Source organism: Listeria farberi, from assembly GCF_014229245.1.
In the GTDB taxonomy this organism is placed as follows: domain Bacteria; phylum Bacillota; class Bacilli; order Lactobacillales; family Listeriaceae; genus Listeria; species Listeria farberi.
The window spans coordinates 109,831-126,479 of record NZ_JAARZJ010000004.1; the positions used below are offsets into that span (position 1 = coordinate 109,831).

Genomic DNA, 16,649 nt, shown 5'->3' on the forward strand with positions numbered 1-16,649 from the left:
GCCAATCCTGTTTTTTTAAATTGTTTTCTTATATTTTAATACAGCAAATATATAAGCTACAACTGTAATTCCAACACACCAAGCAAGTGCAATCCAGATTTCATTACCAACTGACCCTGAATATAGCAATGCTCGAATTGTATCTACAATAGAAGTAACTGGTTGATTTTCTGCAAATACGCGAACCGCAGTTGGCATTGTATCAGTAGGAACAAAAGCAGAACTTATAAAAGGTAAGAAAATCAGTGGATACGAGAACGCGCTTGCTCCGTCAACCGATTTTGCAGTTAATCCCGGAATAACTGCAACCCAAGTCAATGCCAGCGTAAAAAGTAGTAGTATTCCTGCTACTGCAAGCCATTCTAAAATTCCCGCAGAAGATCTAAATCCAATTAATAAAGCAACAAGAATAATTAGAATAACTGAAATTGCATTAGAAACCAATGAAGTTAAAACATGTCCCCATAATACCGAAGAACGACTAATCGGCATAGAATGAAATCGCTGGAATAAACCTTTTTGCACATCTGTAAATAATCTTACTGCCGTATAAGCTATCCCACTTGCAATTGCCATTAAAATAATCCCTGGTAACAAGTAATCAACATAGTTATCTGTTCCGGTTTGAATCGCTCCACCTAATACATAGACGAACATCAACATAATCATAATTGGTATAATTGCGACAGTAATAATTGTATCTGGACTACGCAAAATGTGACGCATCGAGCGACCAAATAAGATGCTTGTATCTCGAATTGCTTTCATTTTACTCCCTCCTTACCATTAATAATTGCTAAGAAAATTTCTTCTAGCGATGGTTGTTTCTCAACATATTCAACTTCAGCTGGTGGAAACAATTTTTTTAGCTCCTCTAAAGTACCATTTGCAATAATTGTTCCGCCGTGAAGGATTGCAATTCTATTAGCAAGTTGTTCTGCTTCATCTAAATACTGTGTCGTCAGTAAAATAGTAGTTCCTCCATCAGAAAGTGCTTTAATTGTTTTCCATACTTCAATGCGTCCCTCAGGATCAAGACCAGTCGTTGGCTCATCAAGAAAAATCACATCTGGAGAACCCACTAAGCTCATAGCAATATCAAGACGTCTCATCATCCCTCCTGAATATGTGTCTGCTCTCCGGTCTGAAGCTTTTTCTAAGCCAAAACGAGCCAGTAAATCTTTAGCAGTTTGATTAGGATTTTCTACTCCTCGTAATTTTGCAATGAGTAAAATATTCTCACGACCAGTTAGTAAACCATCTACTGCGGCAAATTGTCCTGTAAGACTAATATGCTCCCTAACTTTCTCTGGTTCCTTTGTAACATCTAATCCAGCAACACTCGCTTTTCCATTATCTGCTTTCAAAAGTGTAGTTAAAATTTGAATAGTCGTTGTTTTTCCAGCGCCGTTAGAGCCGAGTAAAGCAAAAATCTCACCGCGCCTTACTCCAAAATCAACGCCCTTTAAGACTTCAGTTTTTTTGAAAGACTTTCTTAACCCTCTAGCTTCAATCATCCATTCGTTCATTCGAACTCACCCTTCCTTCTAATTTCCTATTTTATTTCACTACTTAGTATTGCAGGTATTCTGTATCACTTATTACCACTATATAGTAACACTTAGTTGATGTACTGTCAACAAAAAACTTATATTCTTTTTTAAATAATAAATTAGCTAAATTTAAGCATAAAAAAACCGCCCGATAAACGGACGGTTTGTCATTATTTCACTTTATAAATCCAACCTTCTGGAGCTTCTACATCTCCAAATTGAATGCCACATAATTCATCAAATAGACGTTTCGTTACTGGTCCTACTTCCGTTTCACTGTAAAACACATGGAAGTCACCTTTTGTTTGAATACCACCAATTGGTGTGATAACTGCGGCGGTTCCACATGCACCTGCTTCCTTAAAGTCATCTAACTTATCAATAAATACATCGCCTTCTTCTGCTTTTAAACCTAAACGGTGCTCTGCCAAATAAAGTAATGAATATTTCGTGATACTTGGCAAAATAGAAGGAGAATACGGTGTAATAAATTTATCGTCTTTTGTAATACCAAAGAAATTAGCAGACCCAACTTCTTCAATTTTTGTATGTGTAGCTGGATCCAAGTATATACAATCCCCAAAATTACGATTTTTCGCATCTTGGCCTGGTAGTAAACTTGCTGCATAGTTACCGCCTACTTTTGCTGCACCTGTTCCATTTGGAGCGGCACGGTCAAAGTCAGAAACGATAAAGTTAGTTGGTGCCATTCCGCCTTTGAAATAAGGTCCAACTGGGGAACAGAAAACAGAGAAAATATATTCTGGAGCTGCATGAACGCCAATATTATCGCCTACTCCAATTACAAACGGTCGTAAATAAAGAGTTGCACCAGTACCATAAGGTGGAACAAATTCTTCATTTGCACGAACAACTTGCATACAAGCATCAATAAATTTTTCTGTTGGAATATGAGGCATTAATAAACGTTCACAACTTTTTTGAATACGGGCAGCGTTACGATCCGGACGAAAAAGGTTAATGGAACCATCCTTACAACGATATGCTTTCAAACCTTCAAAACATTGTTGTCCATAATGAAGTGCCGTAGAGCCTTCACTAATATGAAGCGTATTATCCTCTGTTAAAGTACCCTCATCCCATGCTCCGTCTTTCCAATGTGAAATATAACGTTTATCCGTTTTAATATAACTAAACCCTAGATTACTCCAGTCAATATCTTTACTCATTCAAAATCCCCACTTTCTATCGATAAATCAGAATTATTGTATGTTTCAGTATAGCACAATAAACGGTAATATTGCAGTGAAGTCCTATGAAAAAGAAAATTTTTTCTAATAAATAGGCAAAATGTTCTTTCTTTTAGCGTCATTCATGCTAAAATAGAGTAACTTTTCAAAAAACAATCATCTTAGAAGGAAGGATTTCAAGAAAGGAGAGAATGAAAATGACAGCTCATAAAATGTTAGATGAGAAATTTTACAGTAAATTGTTAGGAGAGGAACTCGATTTAATTATTTGCTTACCTCCTGATTTTTCACCACTTTATAAATATCCTTTATTTATTGTACAAGATGGCAAAGATTATTTTCAGTTTGGTAAACTAGCGCGTCACTCTGAAGAATTAGCGGTAAACGAGCAGATTCAAAAAGCCATTTTCATTGGCATTCCTTACAAAACTGTTATGGATCGCCGAGAAAAGTATCATCCAGATGGTGAACAAAATGAAGCATACATCCGGTTCCTAGCATTCGAACTTGTTCCTTACCTTGAAGAACGCTTTCCTTCTTTCCAAATGCCAACGAGTAGATTTCTTATGGGTGACTCCCTTGGTGCATCTGTCTCATTAAAAGCCGCACTACTATTTCCGTTTACATTCGGTAATGTTATTTTACATTCTCCTTATGTTGACGATGCAATCCTTACATTAGCAGAAAAAGCGGATCCTGCCAAAATAAAAATCTACCATATTATTGGTGACCAAGAAACTTCGGTTGAAACTACTGGAGATGAAATACTCGATTTTCTATCACCAAATAAATCTTTAGAACAAATTTTAACCTCTCGGGGGTTTGATTATTATTTCCGCGTATTCAGTGGCGATCATCGTTGGAAGTACTGGCAGCCTTTTATTAAAGAATCCTTACAATTTATGCTTCCAGTAAATACATTTGATTTAGAAAGTATGCGCGCATAAGAAGGGACGGTAACAACTTGACAGTAAAAAAGGTAACAGATGAACTAGGTAAACAAGCAGCATTAAAAATTCGAAATGACGTTTTCGTTGTCGAACAAAATGTAGATCCTGCATTGGAATGGGATGAATTTGATGAAATGGCTTCCGTTGATATGTTTGTAGATTATGCTGAAGATGGCACAGCACTTGCGACAGGCAGATTTCGCGTAAAGGATGGTTACGGTAAAGTTGAACGCATTTGCACTCAAAAAATAGCTCGTGGCTCCGGCAGCGGCCGAAGAATCATGGAAGCTATTGAACTGGAAGCAAAAACGCGCGGTTTAACAACACTAAAATTAGGTGCCCAGTTAACAGCTATTCCATTTTATGAAAAATTAGGCTATAAAACTTGTTCTGACATATTCTTAGATGCAGGAATTAAACATAAAGAAATGCAAAAAACCTTAATTTATGAAGCTTAATAAAAGTAGTTATTTCTTTGTAATAGAAGAAATAACTATTTTTTTATTACTTCTATCTCTCCGGATGCTTTGCCACAAATAATTATATCTACATAATGAAGAAATAATCCATGCTCAATTATCCCAGGAATTTCAATTAATTTTTCGTGCCAAGCTTTTGGATCAGTAAAGGTCTGATTTACAATATCTAAAATATAATTTCCATTATTTGTTTCATATATTTCTCCTGATGACTGTTTACGCAAAATGGTTTCAATTCCATCATTTTCCAACTCCCTTTTAATTTGCTTCCATCCAAAAGGAATCACTTCAAGTGGCAAAGGAAATTTCCCTAATGTTCTCACAAGCTTCTCTTCCCCAACAACCCAAATATTCCTCCCACTTGCTTGAGCAACCATCTTTTCTCGTAAAAGTGCCCCGCCACCTCCTTTTATTCCTTGAAAATCTTGATTAATCTCATCTGCGCCATCAATGGTCACATCAATTTTTACAATCTCATTTAAAGGTTTTAACGGAATTCCTAACGTTTTAGCTTGTCGTTCCGTTTCCAAAGAAGTAGCAACTCCAGTTATATTTAAGCCTTTTTGCACCATTTCTCCTAATTTTTCAATCGTGTAGTAAACAGTACTCCCTGTTCCAAGCCCGACAATCATTCCATCTTCCACCCATTCACATGCTTTTTCTCCAGCAATTTTCTTTTGGTTAACCATTTTTTTCCTCCCAACTTAAGCAATAAAGCAACACTATAATAATATTTTCATTATACGCTACCTATTTTTAAGTTGAAAGTAAGTTTATTTTTCTAACCTTACAAAAATGTAATTAGACATTTAAAGACAAATGTATTACAGTAAGTAAGTATTGAGAGTTTAATTTTAATATTTGTAACACAATTGAAATAATAAAGAGGTGGATTTATGAATAAAGTAAAACTATTTTTGCACCATCCAGCAACTATTTTTACTATGAAAACTATTTTTTACTTAACTGTTTTGCTTGGGTTGCTATGGTTTTATGGTTTCAAAAACCCTGAAGGCGCGAAATTTATTTACAATGAATTCTAAAAAAAGAAAGGACTGTTAAAAAATGGGAATATCAATTATGACAACGAGTATCATAGAAAGAATTGATGCATGGGCAGAAAAAACACCGGATTTCCCTTGCTATGAATATGCTGGGACACGTCTTTCCTATAAAGAACTAAAACGGCAATCTGATGCATTCGGCTCTTTTCTACTAAACACTTTAAACTCTGACAAAGAAAAACCTGTTATTGTATTTGGACACATGTCTCCACTAATGATTATTACTTTTTTAGGCATTATTAAATCTGGACGTGCCTATGTTCCAGTAGATGTTTCTATGCCAGTTGAACGAATAGAACAAATCAAGAAAGCAGCTAATCCTGCACTCTTCATTTGTACAGAAGAACTTCCAAATAATCTTACAATTACAGATTGCCCTATACTAGGACAAGAACAATTGATTGATGCTTTGGAAAATCATTTTGGGGAAGTACCGGATCCAGATGAATGTGTTAAAAATGATGATAATTACTACATTATATATACATCAGGAAGCACAGGAAATCCTAAAGGCGTTCAAATTAGCCAAAATAATTTAGTTAGTTTTAGCAATTGGATTTTACAAGATTTCTCGTTAAGACAAGGATTACGCTTCTTAAACCAAGCGCCGTTTTCCTTTGACTTGTCCGTTATGGACTTATACCCAAGCTTACTTTCAGGCGGAACTCTTGTACCACTAGATAAAACAATCACTGCTAATATGAAAGATTTATATCGCGAAATACCTGCTCAAAATTTTGATGTATGGGTTTCTACACCGTCATTTGCAGACTTATGTTTACTTGATGATAATTTCAACCAAGAAAATAACCCTAATTTAACACGTTTCCTATTCTGTGGTGAAGTTCTTGCTAAGAAAACAGCAAGCGAACTACTTGATCGTTTCCCAGATGCAGTCATTTACAACACATATGGACCGACGGAGGCTACAGTTGCTGTCACACAAGTAAAAGTAACACGTGAGTTGGTTGATGCTTATCCAAGCCTACCACTTGGAGTTATTAAGCCAGATATGCGACTTCATATTGTTAATCAAGAAACTGGCGAATTACTTCCTGAAGGTGAAAAAGGTGAAATCATCCTAATCGGTGCTAGTGTCTCAAAAGGCTATTTAAATGAACCAGAAAAAACAGACCAAGTATTCTTTGATTACAAAGGTTACCAAGCCTATCATACTGGTGACTCTGGTGTTATAAAAGATGGTTATCTCTTCTTCCAAGGTCGGCTTGACTTCCAAATTAAGCTTCATGGTTACAGAATTGAGCTTGAAGATATTGAAAACAATCTAAAAAAAGTAAGTTACATCCAAAACTGCGCTATTATTCCTAAAATGAAAGATGAAAAGGTTGATATGTTGGTCGCTCAGGTCATCCCGTCTTCCCACGATTTTGAAAAGGAATACCAGCTAAGTGCAGCAATCAAAAACGAATTGAAAGACTTTATGCCAGCATACATGATTCCAAGAAAATGGATTTATAAAACGGAATTCCCGTTAACAATGAATGGCAAAATTGATCGTAAAGCACTTAACAATGAGGTCAACAAGTGAGTACACCATACGGTACAATTCTTTATTTTGGAGTACTTCTTCTATTTTTCATTCCTATCATAGTAGCTGGTTTGTTAGGAAAAAGATTACCGATATATAATGCTTTTGTCACTTTAGTGTTTTTATACTTTTTATTTTCTGCAAACCCAGTCCAAGGAGTTACTTTTATCTTCTTTGTTTTCTGGCAACTTGCACTTGTACGACTTTATTTTCATTATCGGCAGGAGAAGAAACAGAATCATGGCGGCGTTTTTGTCATAGCAGTGATTCTTTCCATTCTCCCGCTTGTAATTTCTAAAGTAGTTCCAATTTTAGGCGACCAAGTAACAATGGTTGGTTTCCTGGGGATTTCGTACTTAACTTTCAAAGCGACACAAATGATTATTGAAATACGAGACAACTTAATAAAACAATACAATGCATGGGATTTTGTCAATTTCTTACTATTCTTCCCAACTATTTCATCTGGACCGATTGACCGATTCCGTCGCTTTAAAAAAGACGTAGATAATCCACCTAGTAAAGAAGCTTATGTTGCTTTACTAAATCGAGGAATTTTCCTTATCTTTCTTGGTTTTCTCTATAAATTTATTATTGCATACTTAGTAAATAAACATTTTGTTGTCCCACTAGACATCGCGATTACCCATAATGTTGACACAACAACAAGCTTGATTGGCTATATGTATGCATACAGTATGTACTTATTCTTTGACTTTGCAGGATATAGTGCATTTGCTGTCGGAGTGAGTTATCTGTTTGGCGTTCAAACACCGATGAACTTTAATAAGCCATTTGCAGCACGAAACATTAAAGAATTCTGGAATCGTTGGCATATGACGCTTTCCTTCTGGTTCCGTGATTATGTATTTATGCGTTTTGTCTTCTGGCTTACAAAAAAGAAATGGTTTAAAAGTAAGTTCACTATCGCTTATATCGCTTATTTTGTTAACTTCTTCATTATGGGGGTATGGCACGGACTTCACTGGTATTACATCGTTTACGGGCTTTACCAAGCTACTTTAATTGTTGGTTTTGACCTAATCGAACGCTTTAACAAAAAGTATAAGTTCTATCCGAAAAACAAAATAACTTATGTTATCGGTGTTATTATTACATTCCAATTTGTTTGTTTCGGCTTCCTGATTTTCTCAGGTATTCTAGATAAAATTAATTTTTAAAACTAACTAAAGGTGGTAATTTAAATGGCTTTTCGTGAAAATGTATTAGAAATCTTAGAAGAAATTACAGAAACGGATGAAGTTGTCCAAAATACAAATATCAAATTATTTGATGAAGGTTTACTAGATTCAATGGCAACTGTTCAACTATTAATTGAAATTGAATCAAGACTAGATATTACTGTACCCGTTTCAGAATTTGACCGCGACGAATGGGCTACTCCGGAAATGATTATTACACAACTTGAGGCGCTAAAATAATGAAAAAAAAGCTGTGGATGACATTTGGGCCTTTACTGGTCGCATTCGCGGTTTTCCTTTTCGTTCTATTTGGACCTAGCAGCTTATTTTCTCATGTTTCTTCGGAGACTGTAAAAAAAAGCGCTACGTCTATGAACGAATACGTCATCCAAGGCTTAGACATTCAAAAAGAAGCTTTAAAAGAAGGTAATTATTTACCAATTTATGGTTCTTCGGAGCTTTCTCGTGTCGACCCATTTCATCCTAGTGTAGTCTCAAAAAAGTATGATCAAGGTTATACCCCATTCCTATTAGGGCGGCCGGGTACTCAATCATTAAGTCATTTTCTGGATGTAAACGCGCTGGGTGATGACTTAAGAGGCAAAAAAGTAGCAGTAGTTTTGTCTCCCCAATGGTTCCAACCTAAAGGAGTTTCTGATCCATCGTTTGGTGCTAACTTCTCTCCTCTTCATGCATATAAATTCGCATTAGAAGAAACGAAAAATACACCTGAACGCAGATATGCAGCTAAAAGATTATTATCGTTTCAAGTAGTTCAAAGCGACTCTACTTTGAAGAATTTACTTGAAAACATCGTCGCAAAAGGACCTAAAAAGCCTCATGATCAAAAAATTGTAAACATTATCGGTAAGGCCAAACTGAAAATTTTAGAGCGCAAAGATGATTTAGAATCGAAAACCATTTCTGGTTCTAAACAAGAACGTGTTGAAAAAGGCCTAAAATCTCTTCCTGAAAAATTAGATTATAAACAACTAGATGATCTAGCAAAGGAAACTGGCGAGAAAAGTATTGGTAACAATCCTTTCCAAGTGAAAGAAAAATACTATCAGAAAAAAATCAAACCAATTGAAGATAAGTTAAAAGACAGCCGAAAAGATTTGCGTTATGATGAGTCTCCAGAGTTTGGTGATTTGCAACTTCTAATGGACGCTTTCAAAAAAGCTGGTGCTGATGTTATTTTCATCAATCCACCTATTAATGGCAAATGGATTGACTACATTGGTATGAACAAACAAGGATTAGATGATTACTACGCTAAAACCAAACAACAAATTGAGAGTCAAGGCTTCCGGTATTACTCTCTCGAAGAATATCAAAATGATTCATTCTTTTTAGAAGATCCAATTCATTTAAGCTGGCGCGGTTGGGTAAAAATTGACCAAGTTCTTGCTGATTTTGTAAACTCGCCTGTAGAAACAAACTATAAAATAACGCCAGATGATTATTACATTAAAAATCACCTAGATAATGGACCAAAAAAAATCCAGAAGTAGTTTAAATACTACTTCTGGATTTTTTCATTGTCAGAATCCAATAATATGATAACCGCTATCCACATGAATTACTTCACCTGTTACACCGCGAGATAAATTACTAAATAAATAATAAGCTGTATCTCCTACTTCTTCTGCTTGCGTTGCACGTTTTAGTGGTGCTCGTTCTTCTACAAGTGAAATTGAGTCAGAGAAGCCGCTGACTCCACGTGCAGAGACTGTTCTAATTGGCCCAGCAGAAATAGCATTTACTCGAACACCAATAGCTCCTAAGTCCATTGCAAGGTATCTTACGCTCGCATCAAGAGAAGCTTTAGCAACACCCATAATATTATAGTTTTCTACAACACGCTCTCCACCGAGATAAGTTAAAGTAAGTAAGCTTGCATCTTCTGTTAACATATTTAAGTGTTTTAACGCGCGTGCTACCGCTGTAAACGAATAAGCACTAATTTCGTGCGCTTGTAAGAAACTTTTACGATCTACTTCTAAATAGTCACCAGTTAAGTAATCTTTATTAGCAAATGCAATACAATGTGCTAAACCACTAAGTTTACCTACTTTATCTTTAATTGTTTCAAACGTTGCTGTAATAGCATCTTCACTTGTTACATCACACGCTAAAATAAGCGGATTTTGGTTTATTTCATTTAATGAAGGTACTAGTTCAGTAATACTTTTTTTTGCACGATCGTCTGCATATGTAAATACTAGTTTTGCTCCTGCTTCATTTAATGAACGTGCAATTGCCCAAGCAATACTGCGTTTGTTAGCTACTCCCATTACAACATATGTTTTTCCCTCTAATGATAAGTTCATGTTCTTTCCTCCTAAAATTGATGCGATTTGTTCGCTTCTTCCATTTTACATGACCAAATAACTTTTTCAAACTCTTATTACTTCGTTTTTTGAATTATCTCCTTCATATCGTCTGGTAAAGACAAATCAAATGCCATATATTCTTCTGTGACCGGGTGGAGTAAATGAAGATGGCAAGAATGAAGTGCTTGTCTTTTGAGTAATGTTGTATCGCCACCGTACATATCATCACCGATAAGTGGATGACCAATGTAAGAAAAGTGCACCCGAATTTGATGTGTTCGTCCTGTCTCAAGCTGGATTGCTAAATGATCAAATGCTTTATAACGCATGAGAACCTCGTAATTAGTTTTTGCATATTTTCCCTCTGGAGTAACAAAACGTTCCATTATACTTACATCTTTACGTCCTATTGGCGCTTCAATAGATCCCGCTTGTTCTTCAAGGCTACCTGATGTAAAAGCTTGGTATCGTCTTTTGAGTAATCCCTGTTGTAAAAAGCTACTGAGTCTAGCATGTGCGTATCTATTTTTGGCAATCAGCATTAATCCTGATGTTTCTCGGTCTAGTCTAGTTACGATGTGGATAGCACTTGTAAGCCCTTGATTTTCGTAATGTCCTTTTACAAAATTGGCTACAGAACCAGTAGGATGGTATTGAGACGGAATCGAAGCCATCCCGGCTGGTTTATTAATAATCAATAAAAATTCATCTTCAAAAACCACTTCTAAATCTGTATATTCAGCCAACAAACGTTCATTTTGTTGTTCGGTCGGGAATGTAAGTTTAACTTTATCACCAGTCTTCACATGGTGTAAAACGTTTTGTTCTTGGTTATTAACTTCAATTTTACCATCCGCACCAAATTTTACTGCGGTTAATAATTGTTTAGATATGTGCTTGCTTTTCAGAAAAGTTCTAAGCAACAGCCCATCTTCTTCATTTTTTACTTGCCATTCTAAAAACACATGCTTCCTCCTGCTAACTTAATCTTCAATAAATGAATCATGTACTCTACGCCAAAACGGAAATGATCTGAATCTCGCAAAATGAACTTTTTTTGCTGATACTTCATAACGAATTTCCTGGACATCTCGATGCAAAATACTTAAATGATCCACAGAAATCTGAAAATCCTTGTCATTTACTGGTTGCAAACTAACTACATGATGCTTCGGAAAAACGAGTGGACTACCGATTGTCCGGTAAACTCGATTATTAATCGATGCCATCTCGGTTAATTGCATTGCTTCAATGGACGGATGCATTAGCGCCCCTCCCAGTGATTTATTATATGCTGTCGTTCCACTTGGCGTTGACATACATAAACCATCTCCACGGAATCGTTCAAAATGGAGGTCATTAATAACTACATCCACAACAAAAGGTCCACCTGAACTTTTTACGGTTGACTCATTTAGCGCTAAATACTCAGCTTCTTTTTTGCCAATGCCGTATTTTACGGTAGTTTTAAGCAACGGATAAGAAACTTTTTGATATTCTCCTTTTGCTAATAGCTTAACTAATTTACCTGCCTCTGCTGGGCGCCAATCAGCATAAAAGCCAAGATGACCAGTATGAATTCCTATAAAAGCAATCTCATCTAAGCGTTCTTCATATTGATGAAACGCAGACAAAAAAGTTCCATCTCCGCCAATAGAAATAACGATTTCAGGTTCTATCTCATCATATTCCATGTCATATTCCCCAAAACCAGCAATCATATTTAATCGCAGTAAATCTGACTTCTCGTCCCCTTTTGAAGTAATCACATATTTCATTATTTCTATTCGCCCCTATTCCTACGCTTACTTATTTTTCTTTGGCATTACTTGATGTACCGCTTTTTTATCCTTTGCTACATCTTTGTTTTGTGAAAAATAGACTTGCGCTTCTTGTATTTCTTCACGAATTTGCGACATTTCCTCATCTAATTGAAAAGCCGCCTCGGCAGCACGTTTTAATCGTTTGTTAATTGCTTCTGGAAATTCGCCTTGATATTTATAGTTTACTGAATGCTCAATAGTTGCCCAAAAATTCATTGCTAGTGTCCTAATTTGGATTTCAGCTAAAATCTTCTTTTCACCTTGGATTGTTTCTACTGGATATTCAATAACGACATGATATGAACGGTATCCACTGGGTTTCTTATTTGTAATATAATCGCGCTCTTCCACAATCCGAAAATCATTTCGTTGCCTTAAAAGACGAACAACAACCTCAATGTCATCTACAAATTGACACATCATTCGCAGTCCCGCAATATCTTGCATTTCTTCTACTAAATGGTCTAACGCAATATGTTTTTGATTAGCTTTGTCTAATATGCTCGCAACCGGCTTCACTCGTCCTGTAACGAATTCAATTGGCGAATGATTATTTTCAAGCTCAAATTGTGAACGCATTCCTTTAAGTTTAATTTTAAGTTCTTCTACTGCCTGTTTATAAGGCGCTAAAAAGTCTTCCCAATGATTCAAATCGCTCACCTCAAGTATATTCATGATTAAATTTATGCAACATCAGTTATATTTTAACACAAAAGTGATTAATCCACCTTGCTAAAAGTAACCTTTTTTTCAATCACATGTTAAAATAAAACTGAAGCGCTAACGATACAATGAAAAGGATGATGGAAATGATTCTTACTTTACTTCAAAACGGTGATTACGAAACTGCTCGCTCAAAAGCCCTCATAGAATTAAAAAACGCCCCAGAAAATGCGGAACTAAATTATTTTGCAGCATGGGCACACGATGCGCTCGGCAAAGAAGAGGCCGCTATCCCTTTTTATGAGAAAGCGCTGAGGCTTGGTCTCTCTGATGCTGATAAAAAAGACGCTTATATTGGTCTTGGAAGCACCTACCGCATAACAGGTTCTCCCGAAAAAGCCATCCTTCTTTTCCAAAAAGCGATAGAGGAGTTTCCAGAAAATAATGCCCTACGTACTTTTTTCATCATGGCTAAGTATAATCAAGGTCAAGAAAAAGAAGCCTTACAAGAAGCACTTCTGTTACTAACAAATACAACTAATGACCAAGATATTTTAAGTTACAAAAAAGCGATTCAATTTTATGCACAAGATTTAGATGCATTATTTCATTAAGAGGAGATGAATTTCGATGGTAAAAGAACTAGAAATAGAATTCCGCAATCTTTTGACAAAAGAGGAATATGATAGACTTATAGAAGATTTTCGAATGAAAGAAGATGATTTTTTTGAACAAACTAATTTTTATTTAGATACGGCAGATTTCGGCTTAAAAGAACGTAACTCTGCGCTTCGGATTCGTAAGTTAGAAACACAGTACCAATTAACGCTAAAAACTCCTGAATCGCGCGGTTTAATGGAGACAACGCAAATCTTAGCAGCAGACCAAGCAACAGCCATTACTAGCGGAGCGAATATCCCTGTTGGTCCAGTTCGCGATACACTAAAAGAAATAGGTATTAATCATGAAGATTTACAAGTCTTTGGCTCCCTCAAAACAATTCGAGCCGAAAAAGATTATAAAAAAGGACTACTCGTATTCGATAAAAACTTCTATGGTTCTATTTCAGATTTTGATTTAGAATATGAGGTTTCTGATTACGATAAAGGGAAAGAAATTTTTGATAAACTACTTAGAGAATATCAAATAACGAATCATCCAGCAGAAAATAAAGTAGCTCGTTTTTATAATCATATTTATAAAAATAATGACTAACTAGTGAAAAACATACTTTTTTATAGTGAAAAGACACAAGTTCTCAAAAAATAACGAATAAATATATTAAGCCAATGACAATTATTTGTTAAATTTACATTACGCTGATAAAATAGATATGTAAGTTACAAAACCAAATTTTGTATCAGCTTTTACTTAGCAGTGAATTATTTCTTTTCACACTGGTACATTAAAATGAATATCTATTTGAAGGTATTTAGAATTTGAAAATCAGGTGATAACAAATGATTAACCAAAATTTATATTATCAGTCAGTAGCCAATTCCAAGCCTATCGAAATTTATCTATTTTTTGATCCAGCTTGTGATGACTGTTGGAATATAGAAGCAAACATGCTCCGATTACAAATGGAGTACGGGAACTATTTTAAATTGCGCTATGTTCTGCATAATAATTTGCAGACATTTGTATGCAAACAAAAGCGTGTTGGAAATAGTAACCTAAGCTTAAAAGAACAACAAATAGGGGCGCACCTTTCCTATATTTCTTGTCTTGCAGTCAAAGCCGCTGAACTCCAAGGTAAAAAGCAAGGTATTACATTCTTACGTAAGATTCAAGAAGCGTACTTCCTTGAAAATAAAGATATCGCTAGTGAAGAAGTACTCTATGAGATTGCTATTTCTACCGGTCTAGATCTTACTGAGTTCAAAAAAGATTTAGCATCTACTGCTGCTAAGCGCGCCTATATTGGTGACCAAAAAGTAGCCCAAGAAATGGAGATACGTGAAAATCCAACAGTCGTATTTTTCAATAAAAATATTGAAGATGCTGGATTAAAACTAAGTGGGCTTCATCGTTATGAGGTTTATGTACATGTTTTATCCGAGCTTTTAAATGATTTCCCGAAACCAGAAGAACGCCCGCAAATGGAAGAATACTTAGCTAAGGTAAAGGTTACTTCTTCTGCTTCGATGGCTGCCTTTTATGGTGTTTCTGAACAACAAATCGAACGCCAAATGAAAAAATGGCGCTTGCAACAAAAAGTGGAATTAATTGATACACCAGATGGTAAGGCCCACTGGAAATATATTGATAATATGTAATAAAAAAGTAGCAGCCTAACTGAGGCTGCTACTTTTTTATTACATATTTTCCAACCGCTCAATTCGCGAACTAATCGGCGGGTGAGAATCAAAAATACCTGGTTTATCTTTTTTAGACTTCAATGGTGACGAAAAGTAAATAGACTCACTAGAAGCGCTAACTTCTTCCATTTTTTTCGAATCACCGCTAATTTTTTGTAACGCTTGGATAAGACCATCTGGGTTCCGCGTTAATTCAACTGCACTAGCATCAGCCAAGTACTCCCTATTTCTAGATAAAGCGAACTGAATCGCTGTAGCAATAATCGGAGCTAAAATAACAAAAATAAGTGCTACAACATAGATAATTACCTGTGCCCCGCCCCCATTATTATTATCATTTTTTCGGCTATTTCTCCCACCAGTTAAGCTTCCCCAGAAAATCATTCGCATAGCTAAATCGCTAAGAATAGCAATGACAGCTACTAACGCAATAGAAATTGTTGACAAACGGATATCATAGTTTCTTATATGAGAAACTTCATGCGCAATAACGCCTTCTAATTCATAACGTTCTAAATTATCTAGTAATCCTTTAGTGACAGCGACTGCTCCTTTTTCGGGAGTAATACCTGTCGCAAAAGCATTCATACTTAAATCATCGATAATATATACTTTTGGCATCGGAATATTAGCGACCATCGCCATACTTTCTACTGTATCCCATAAAACTGGTGCTTGTTCTTTTGATGTGACTCTTTTCGCATGATTCATCGCCATTACAACAGAAGAACTACTCATAACCATTATCAAAATATAAAATGCACCAATCACTGCTGCTAATATAAGTCCATTCAGATAATTATTCCAAACAATTATACCTATAGCAGCGCCAACCATTAGAACGAAAATAAAAAAGCCAATCACGATAAAAACCGTTTTTCGTTTATTTGCTGCAATTTGTTCAAATAGCATGATTTCCGCTCTCCTTCATGGCTTAAAACTCTACTTTTGGTGCAACACGTTCTACTTCTGGAATAGAGAGCATTTCACGTTCAGTAAAGTTATGCAGTTTAGCTACAATATTTGTTGGTACTGATTGCACTTTGGTGTTGTAAGTCATTACCGTTGTGTTATACAACTGACGTGAATAAGCTACTTTATTCTCCGTAGTAGTTAATTCATGTTGTAATTCGATGAAAGAAGTATTTGCTTTTAAATCTGGATAAGCTTCTCCTAAAGCAAAAATCGATTTTAATGCCCCACTTAACATATTATCTGCTTCAATTTGACCTTGACGATTGTCAGCAGGAACTTCCATCATTTTGTTACGAGCTTCAATTACTTGTGTTAGTGTTTCATTTTCATGTTTTGCGTACCCTTTAACTGTTTCAACTAAGTTAGGAATCAAGTCAAATCTACGTTTTAGTTGTACGTCAATTTGTGCCCAAGTTTCATCAACACGGTTACGGTATTTTACAAGGCTGTTGTATAGTCCAAAATAAATTAATACTAAAATAACCACAACAGCGATAGCAATAATCCATCCTATCATAATTAA

At 35.7% G+C, this 16,649-nt stretch carries 20 protein-coding genes; 10 read left to right on the forward strand and 10 right to left on the reverse strand.

The features are described 5' to 3' along the window. Window positions 1-15: 15 nt before the first annotated feature. From HCB45_RS04900 to HCB45_RS04910, 3 genes are all read right to left on the reverse strand, one after another. Window positions 16-768: an ABC transporter permease gene (locus HCB45_RS04900; protein WP_185318398.1), complete on the reverse strand. Its 753-nt coding sequence runs from the start codon at window positions 766-768 to the stop codon at window positions 16-18. After that, window positions 765-1,529 (reverse strand): ABC transporter ATP-binding protein, encoded by a 765-nt coding sequence (locus HCB45_RS04905; RefSeq protein ID WP_185619069.1) that lies wholly within the window; start codon window positions 1,527-1,529, stop codon window positions 765-767. Before HCB45_RS04905 ends, HCB45_RS04900 begins: the two co-directional genes overlap by 4 nt. A 194-nt stretch (window positions 1,530-1,723) precedes the next feature. Beyond that, entirely contained in the window at window positions 1,724-2,743 is a 1,020-nt protein-coding gene (locus HCB45_RS04910) for a branched-chain amino acid aminotransferase (RefSeq protein ID WP_185607647.1), read from the reverse strand. 218 nt (window positions 2,744-2,961) lie between these two features. On the opposite strand from HCB45_RS04910, the gene HCB45_RS04915 reads away from it, so the two are divergent. Beyond that, the gene (locus HCB45_RS04915; protein WP_185607646.1) at window positions 2,962-3,711 is read left to right on the forward strand and encodes an alpha/beta hydrolase; all 750 of its coding nucleotides are present in this window, start codon (window positions 2,962-2,964) and stop codon (window positions 3,709-3,711) included. Between the two features lie 17 nt (window positions 3,712-3,728). Further along, window positions 3,729-4,172, forward strand: coding sequence for a GNAT family N-acetyltransferase (locus HCB45_RS04920; RefSeq protein WP_185318394.1), 444 nt, complete (start codon window positions 3,729-3,731; stop codon window positions 4,170-4,172). Between the two features lie 35 nt (window positions 4,173-4,207). Here HCB45_RS04920 and rpiA read toward each other — a convergent pair whose 3' ends face one another. Then, complete coding sequence (gene rpiA, locus HCB45_RS04925) at window positions 4,208-4,882, reverse strand: ribose-5-phosphate isomerase RpiA (protein WP_185318393.1); 675 nt, start codon at window positions 4,880-4,882, stop codon at window positions 4,208-4,210. Window positions 4,883-5,089: 207 nt separating this feature from the next. On the opposite strand from rpiA, the gene HCB45_RS04930 reads away from it, so the two are divergent. The 5 genes from HCB45_RS04930 to dltD are packed head-to-tail and all read left to right on the forward strand — an operon-like array spanning window position 5,090 to window position 9,522. Further along, on the forward strand, window positions 5,090-5,236 hold the full coding sequence (locus HCB45_RS04930; RefSeq protein WP_003761469.1) for a teichoic acid D-Ala incorporation-associated protein DltX: 147 nt from the start codon (window positions 5,090-5,092) through the stop codon (window positions 5,234-5,236). A gap of 37 nt (window positions 5,237-5,273) precedes the next feature. Then, entirely contained in the window at window positions 5,274-6,806 is a 1,533-nt protein-coding gene (gene dltA, locus HCB45_RS04935) for a D-alanine--poly(phosphoribitol) ligase subunit DltA (protein WP_185619159.1), read from the forward strand. Next, the gene (gene dltB, locus HCB45_RS04940) at window positions 6,803-7,987 is read left to right on the forward strand and encodes a D-alanyl-lipoteichoic acid biosynthesis protein DltB (protein WP_185318392.1); all 1,185 of its coding nucleotides are present in this window, start codon (window positions 6,803-6,805) and stop codon (window positions 7,985-7,987) included. Before dltA ends, dltB begins: the two co-directional genes overlap by 4 nt. A 24-nt stretch (window positions 7,988-8,011) precedes the next feature. Then, window positions 8,012-8,248 carry a D-alanine--poly(phosphoribitol) ligase subunit DltC gene (dltC, locus tag HCB45_RS04945; protein ID WP_003761466.1) on the forward strand — a complete coding sequence of 79 codons (237 nt, stop codon included), beginning with the start codon at window positions 8,012-8,014 and terminating at the stop codon, window positions 8,246-8,248. Further along, window positions 8,248-9,522 (forward strand): D-alanyl-lipoteichoic acid biosynthesis protein DltD, encoded by a 1,275-nt coding sequence (dltD, locus tag HCB45_RS04950; RefSeq protein WP_185318391.1) that lies wholly within the window; start codon window positions 8,248-8,250, stop codon window positions 9,520-9,522. The genes dltC and dltD overlap by 1 nt, the downstream gene beginning before the upstream one ends. Window positions 9,523-9,552: 30 nt before the next feature. Here dltD and fabI read toward each other — a convergent pair whose 3' ends face one another. The 4 genes from fabI to yjbM all read right to left on the reverse strand — a co-directional run bounded on the left by fabI (window position 9,553) and on the right by yjbM (window position 12,818). After that, window positions 9,553-10,341 (reverse strand): enoyl-ACP reductase FabI, encoded by a 789-nt coding sequence (gene fabI / locus HCB45_RS04955; RefSeq protein ID WP_185318390.1) that lies wholly within the window; start codon window positions 10,339-10,341, stop codon window positions 9,553-9,555. 77 nt (window positions 10,342-10,418) lie between these two features. Beyond that, window positions 10,419-11,309 carry an RluA family pseudouridine synthase gene (locus HCB45_RS04960; RefSeq protein WP_185619071.1) on the reverse strand — a complete coding sequence of 297 codons (891 nt, stop codon included), beginning with the start codon at window positions 11,307-11,309 and terminating at the stop codon, window positions 10,419-10,421. Window positions 11,310-11,327: 18 nt separating this feature from the next. Further along, window positions 11,328-12,122 carry an NAD kinase gene (locus tag HCB45_RS04965; protein ID WP_185318388.1) on the reverse strand — a complete coding sequence of 265 codons (795 nt, stop codon included), beginning with the start codon at window positions 12,120-12,122 and terminating at the stop codon, window positions 11,328-11,330. 27 nt (window positions 12,123-12,149) lie between these two features. Then, the gene (yjbM, locus tag HCB45_RS04970) at window positions 12,150-12,818 is read right to left on the reverse strand and encodes a GTP diphosphokinase (RefSeq protein ID WP_185322051.1); all 669 of its coding nucleotides are present in this window, start codon (window positions 12,816-12,818) and stop codon (window positions 12,150-12,152) included. Window positions 12,819-12,976: 158 nt separating this feature from the next. On the opposite strand from yjbM, the gene HCB45_RS04975 reads away from it, so the two are divergent. The 3 genes from HCB45_RS04975 to yjbH all read left to right on the forward strand — a co-directional run bounded on the left by HCB45_RS04975 (window position 12,977) and on the right by yjbH (window position 15,109). Further along, window positions 12,977-13,444, forward strand: a complete 468-nt coding sequence (locus HCB45_RS04975) for a tetratricopeptide repeat protein (protein ID WP_185607806.1) — start codon at window positions 12,977-12,979, stop codon at window positions 13,442-13,444. 16 nt (window positions 13,445-13,460) lie between these two features. Then, complete coding sequence (locus HCB45_RS04980; protein WP_185318386.1) at window positions 13,461-14,045, forward strand: CYTH domain-containing protein; 585 nt, start codon at window positions 13,461-13,463, stop codon at window positions 14,043-14,045. Between the two features lie 245 nt (window positions 14,046-14,290). Further along, window positions 14,291-15,109 carry a protease adaptor protein YjbH gene (yjbH, locus tag HCB45_RS04985; RefSeq protein ID WP_185619073.1) on the forward strand — a complete coding sequence of 273 codons (819 nt, stop codon included), beginning with the start codon at window positions 14,291-14,293 and terminating at the stop codon, window positions 15,107-15,109. A 39-nt stretch (window positions 15,110-15,148) separates the two neighbouring features. Here yjbH and htpX read toward each other — a convergent pair whose 3' ends face one another. Further along, entirely contained in the window at window positions 15,149-16,063 is a 915-nt protein-coding gene (htpX, locus tag HCB45_RS04990; protein ID WP_185318384.1) for a zinc metalloprotease HtpX, read from the reverse strand. Between the two features lie 22 nt (window positions 16,064-16,085). Then, a complete protein-coding gene (locus HCB45_RS04995) occupies window positions 16,086-16,643 on the reverse strand; it encodes a LemA family protein (RefSeq protein ID WP_011701773.1) in 558 nt (185 codons plus the stop codon). Window positions 16,644-16,649: the final 6 nt, after the last annotated feature.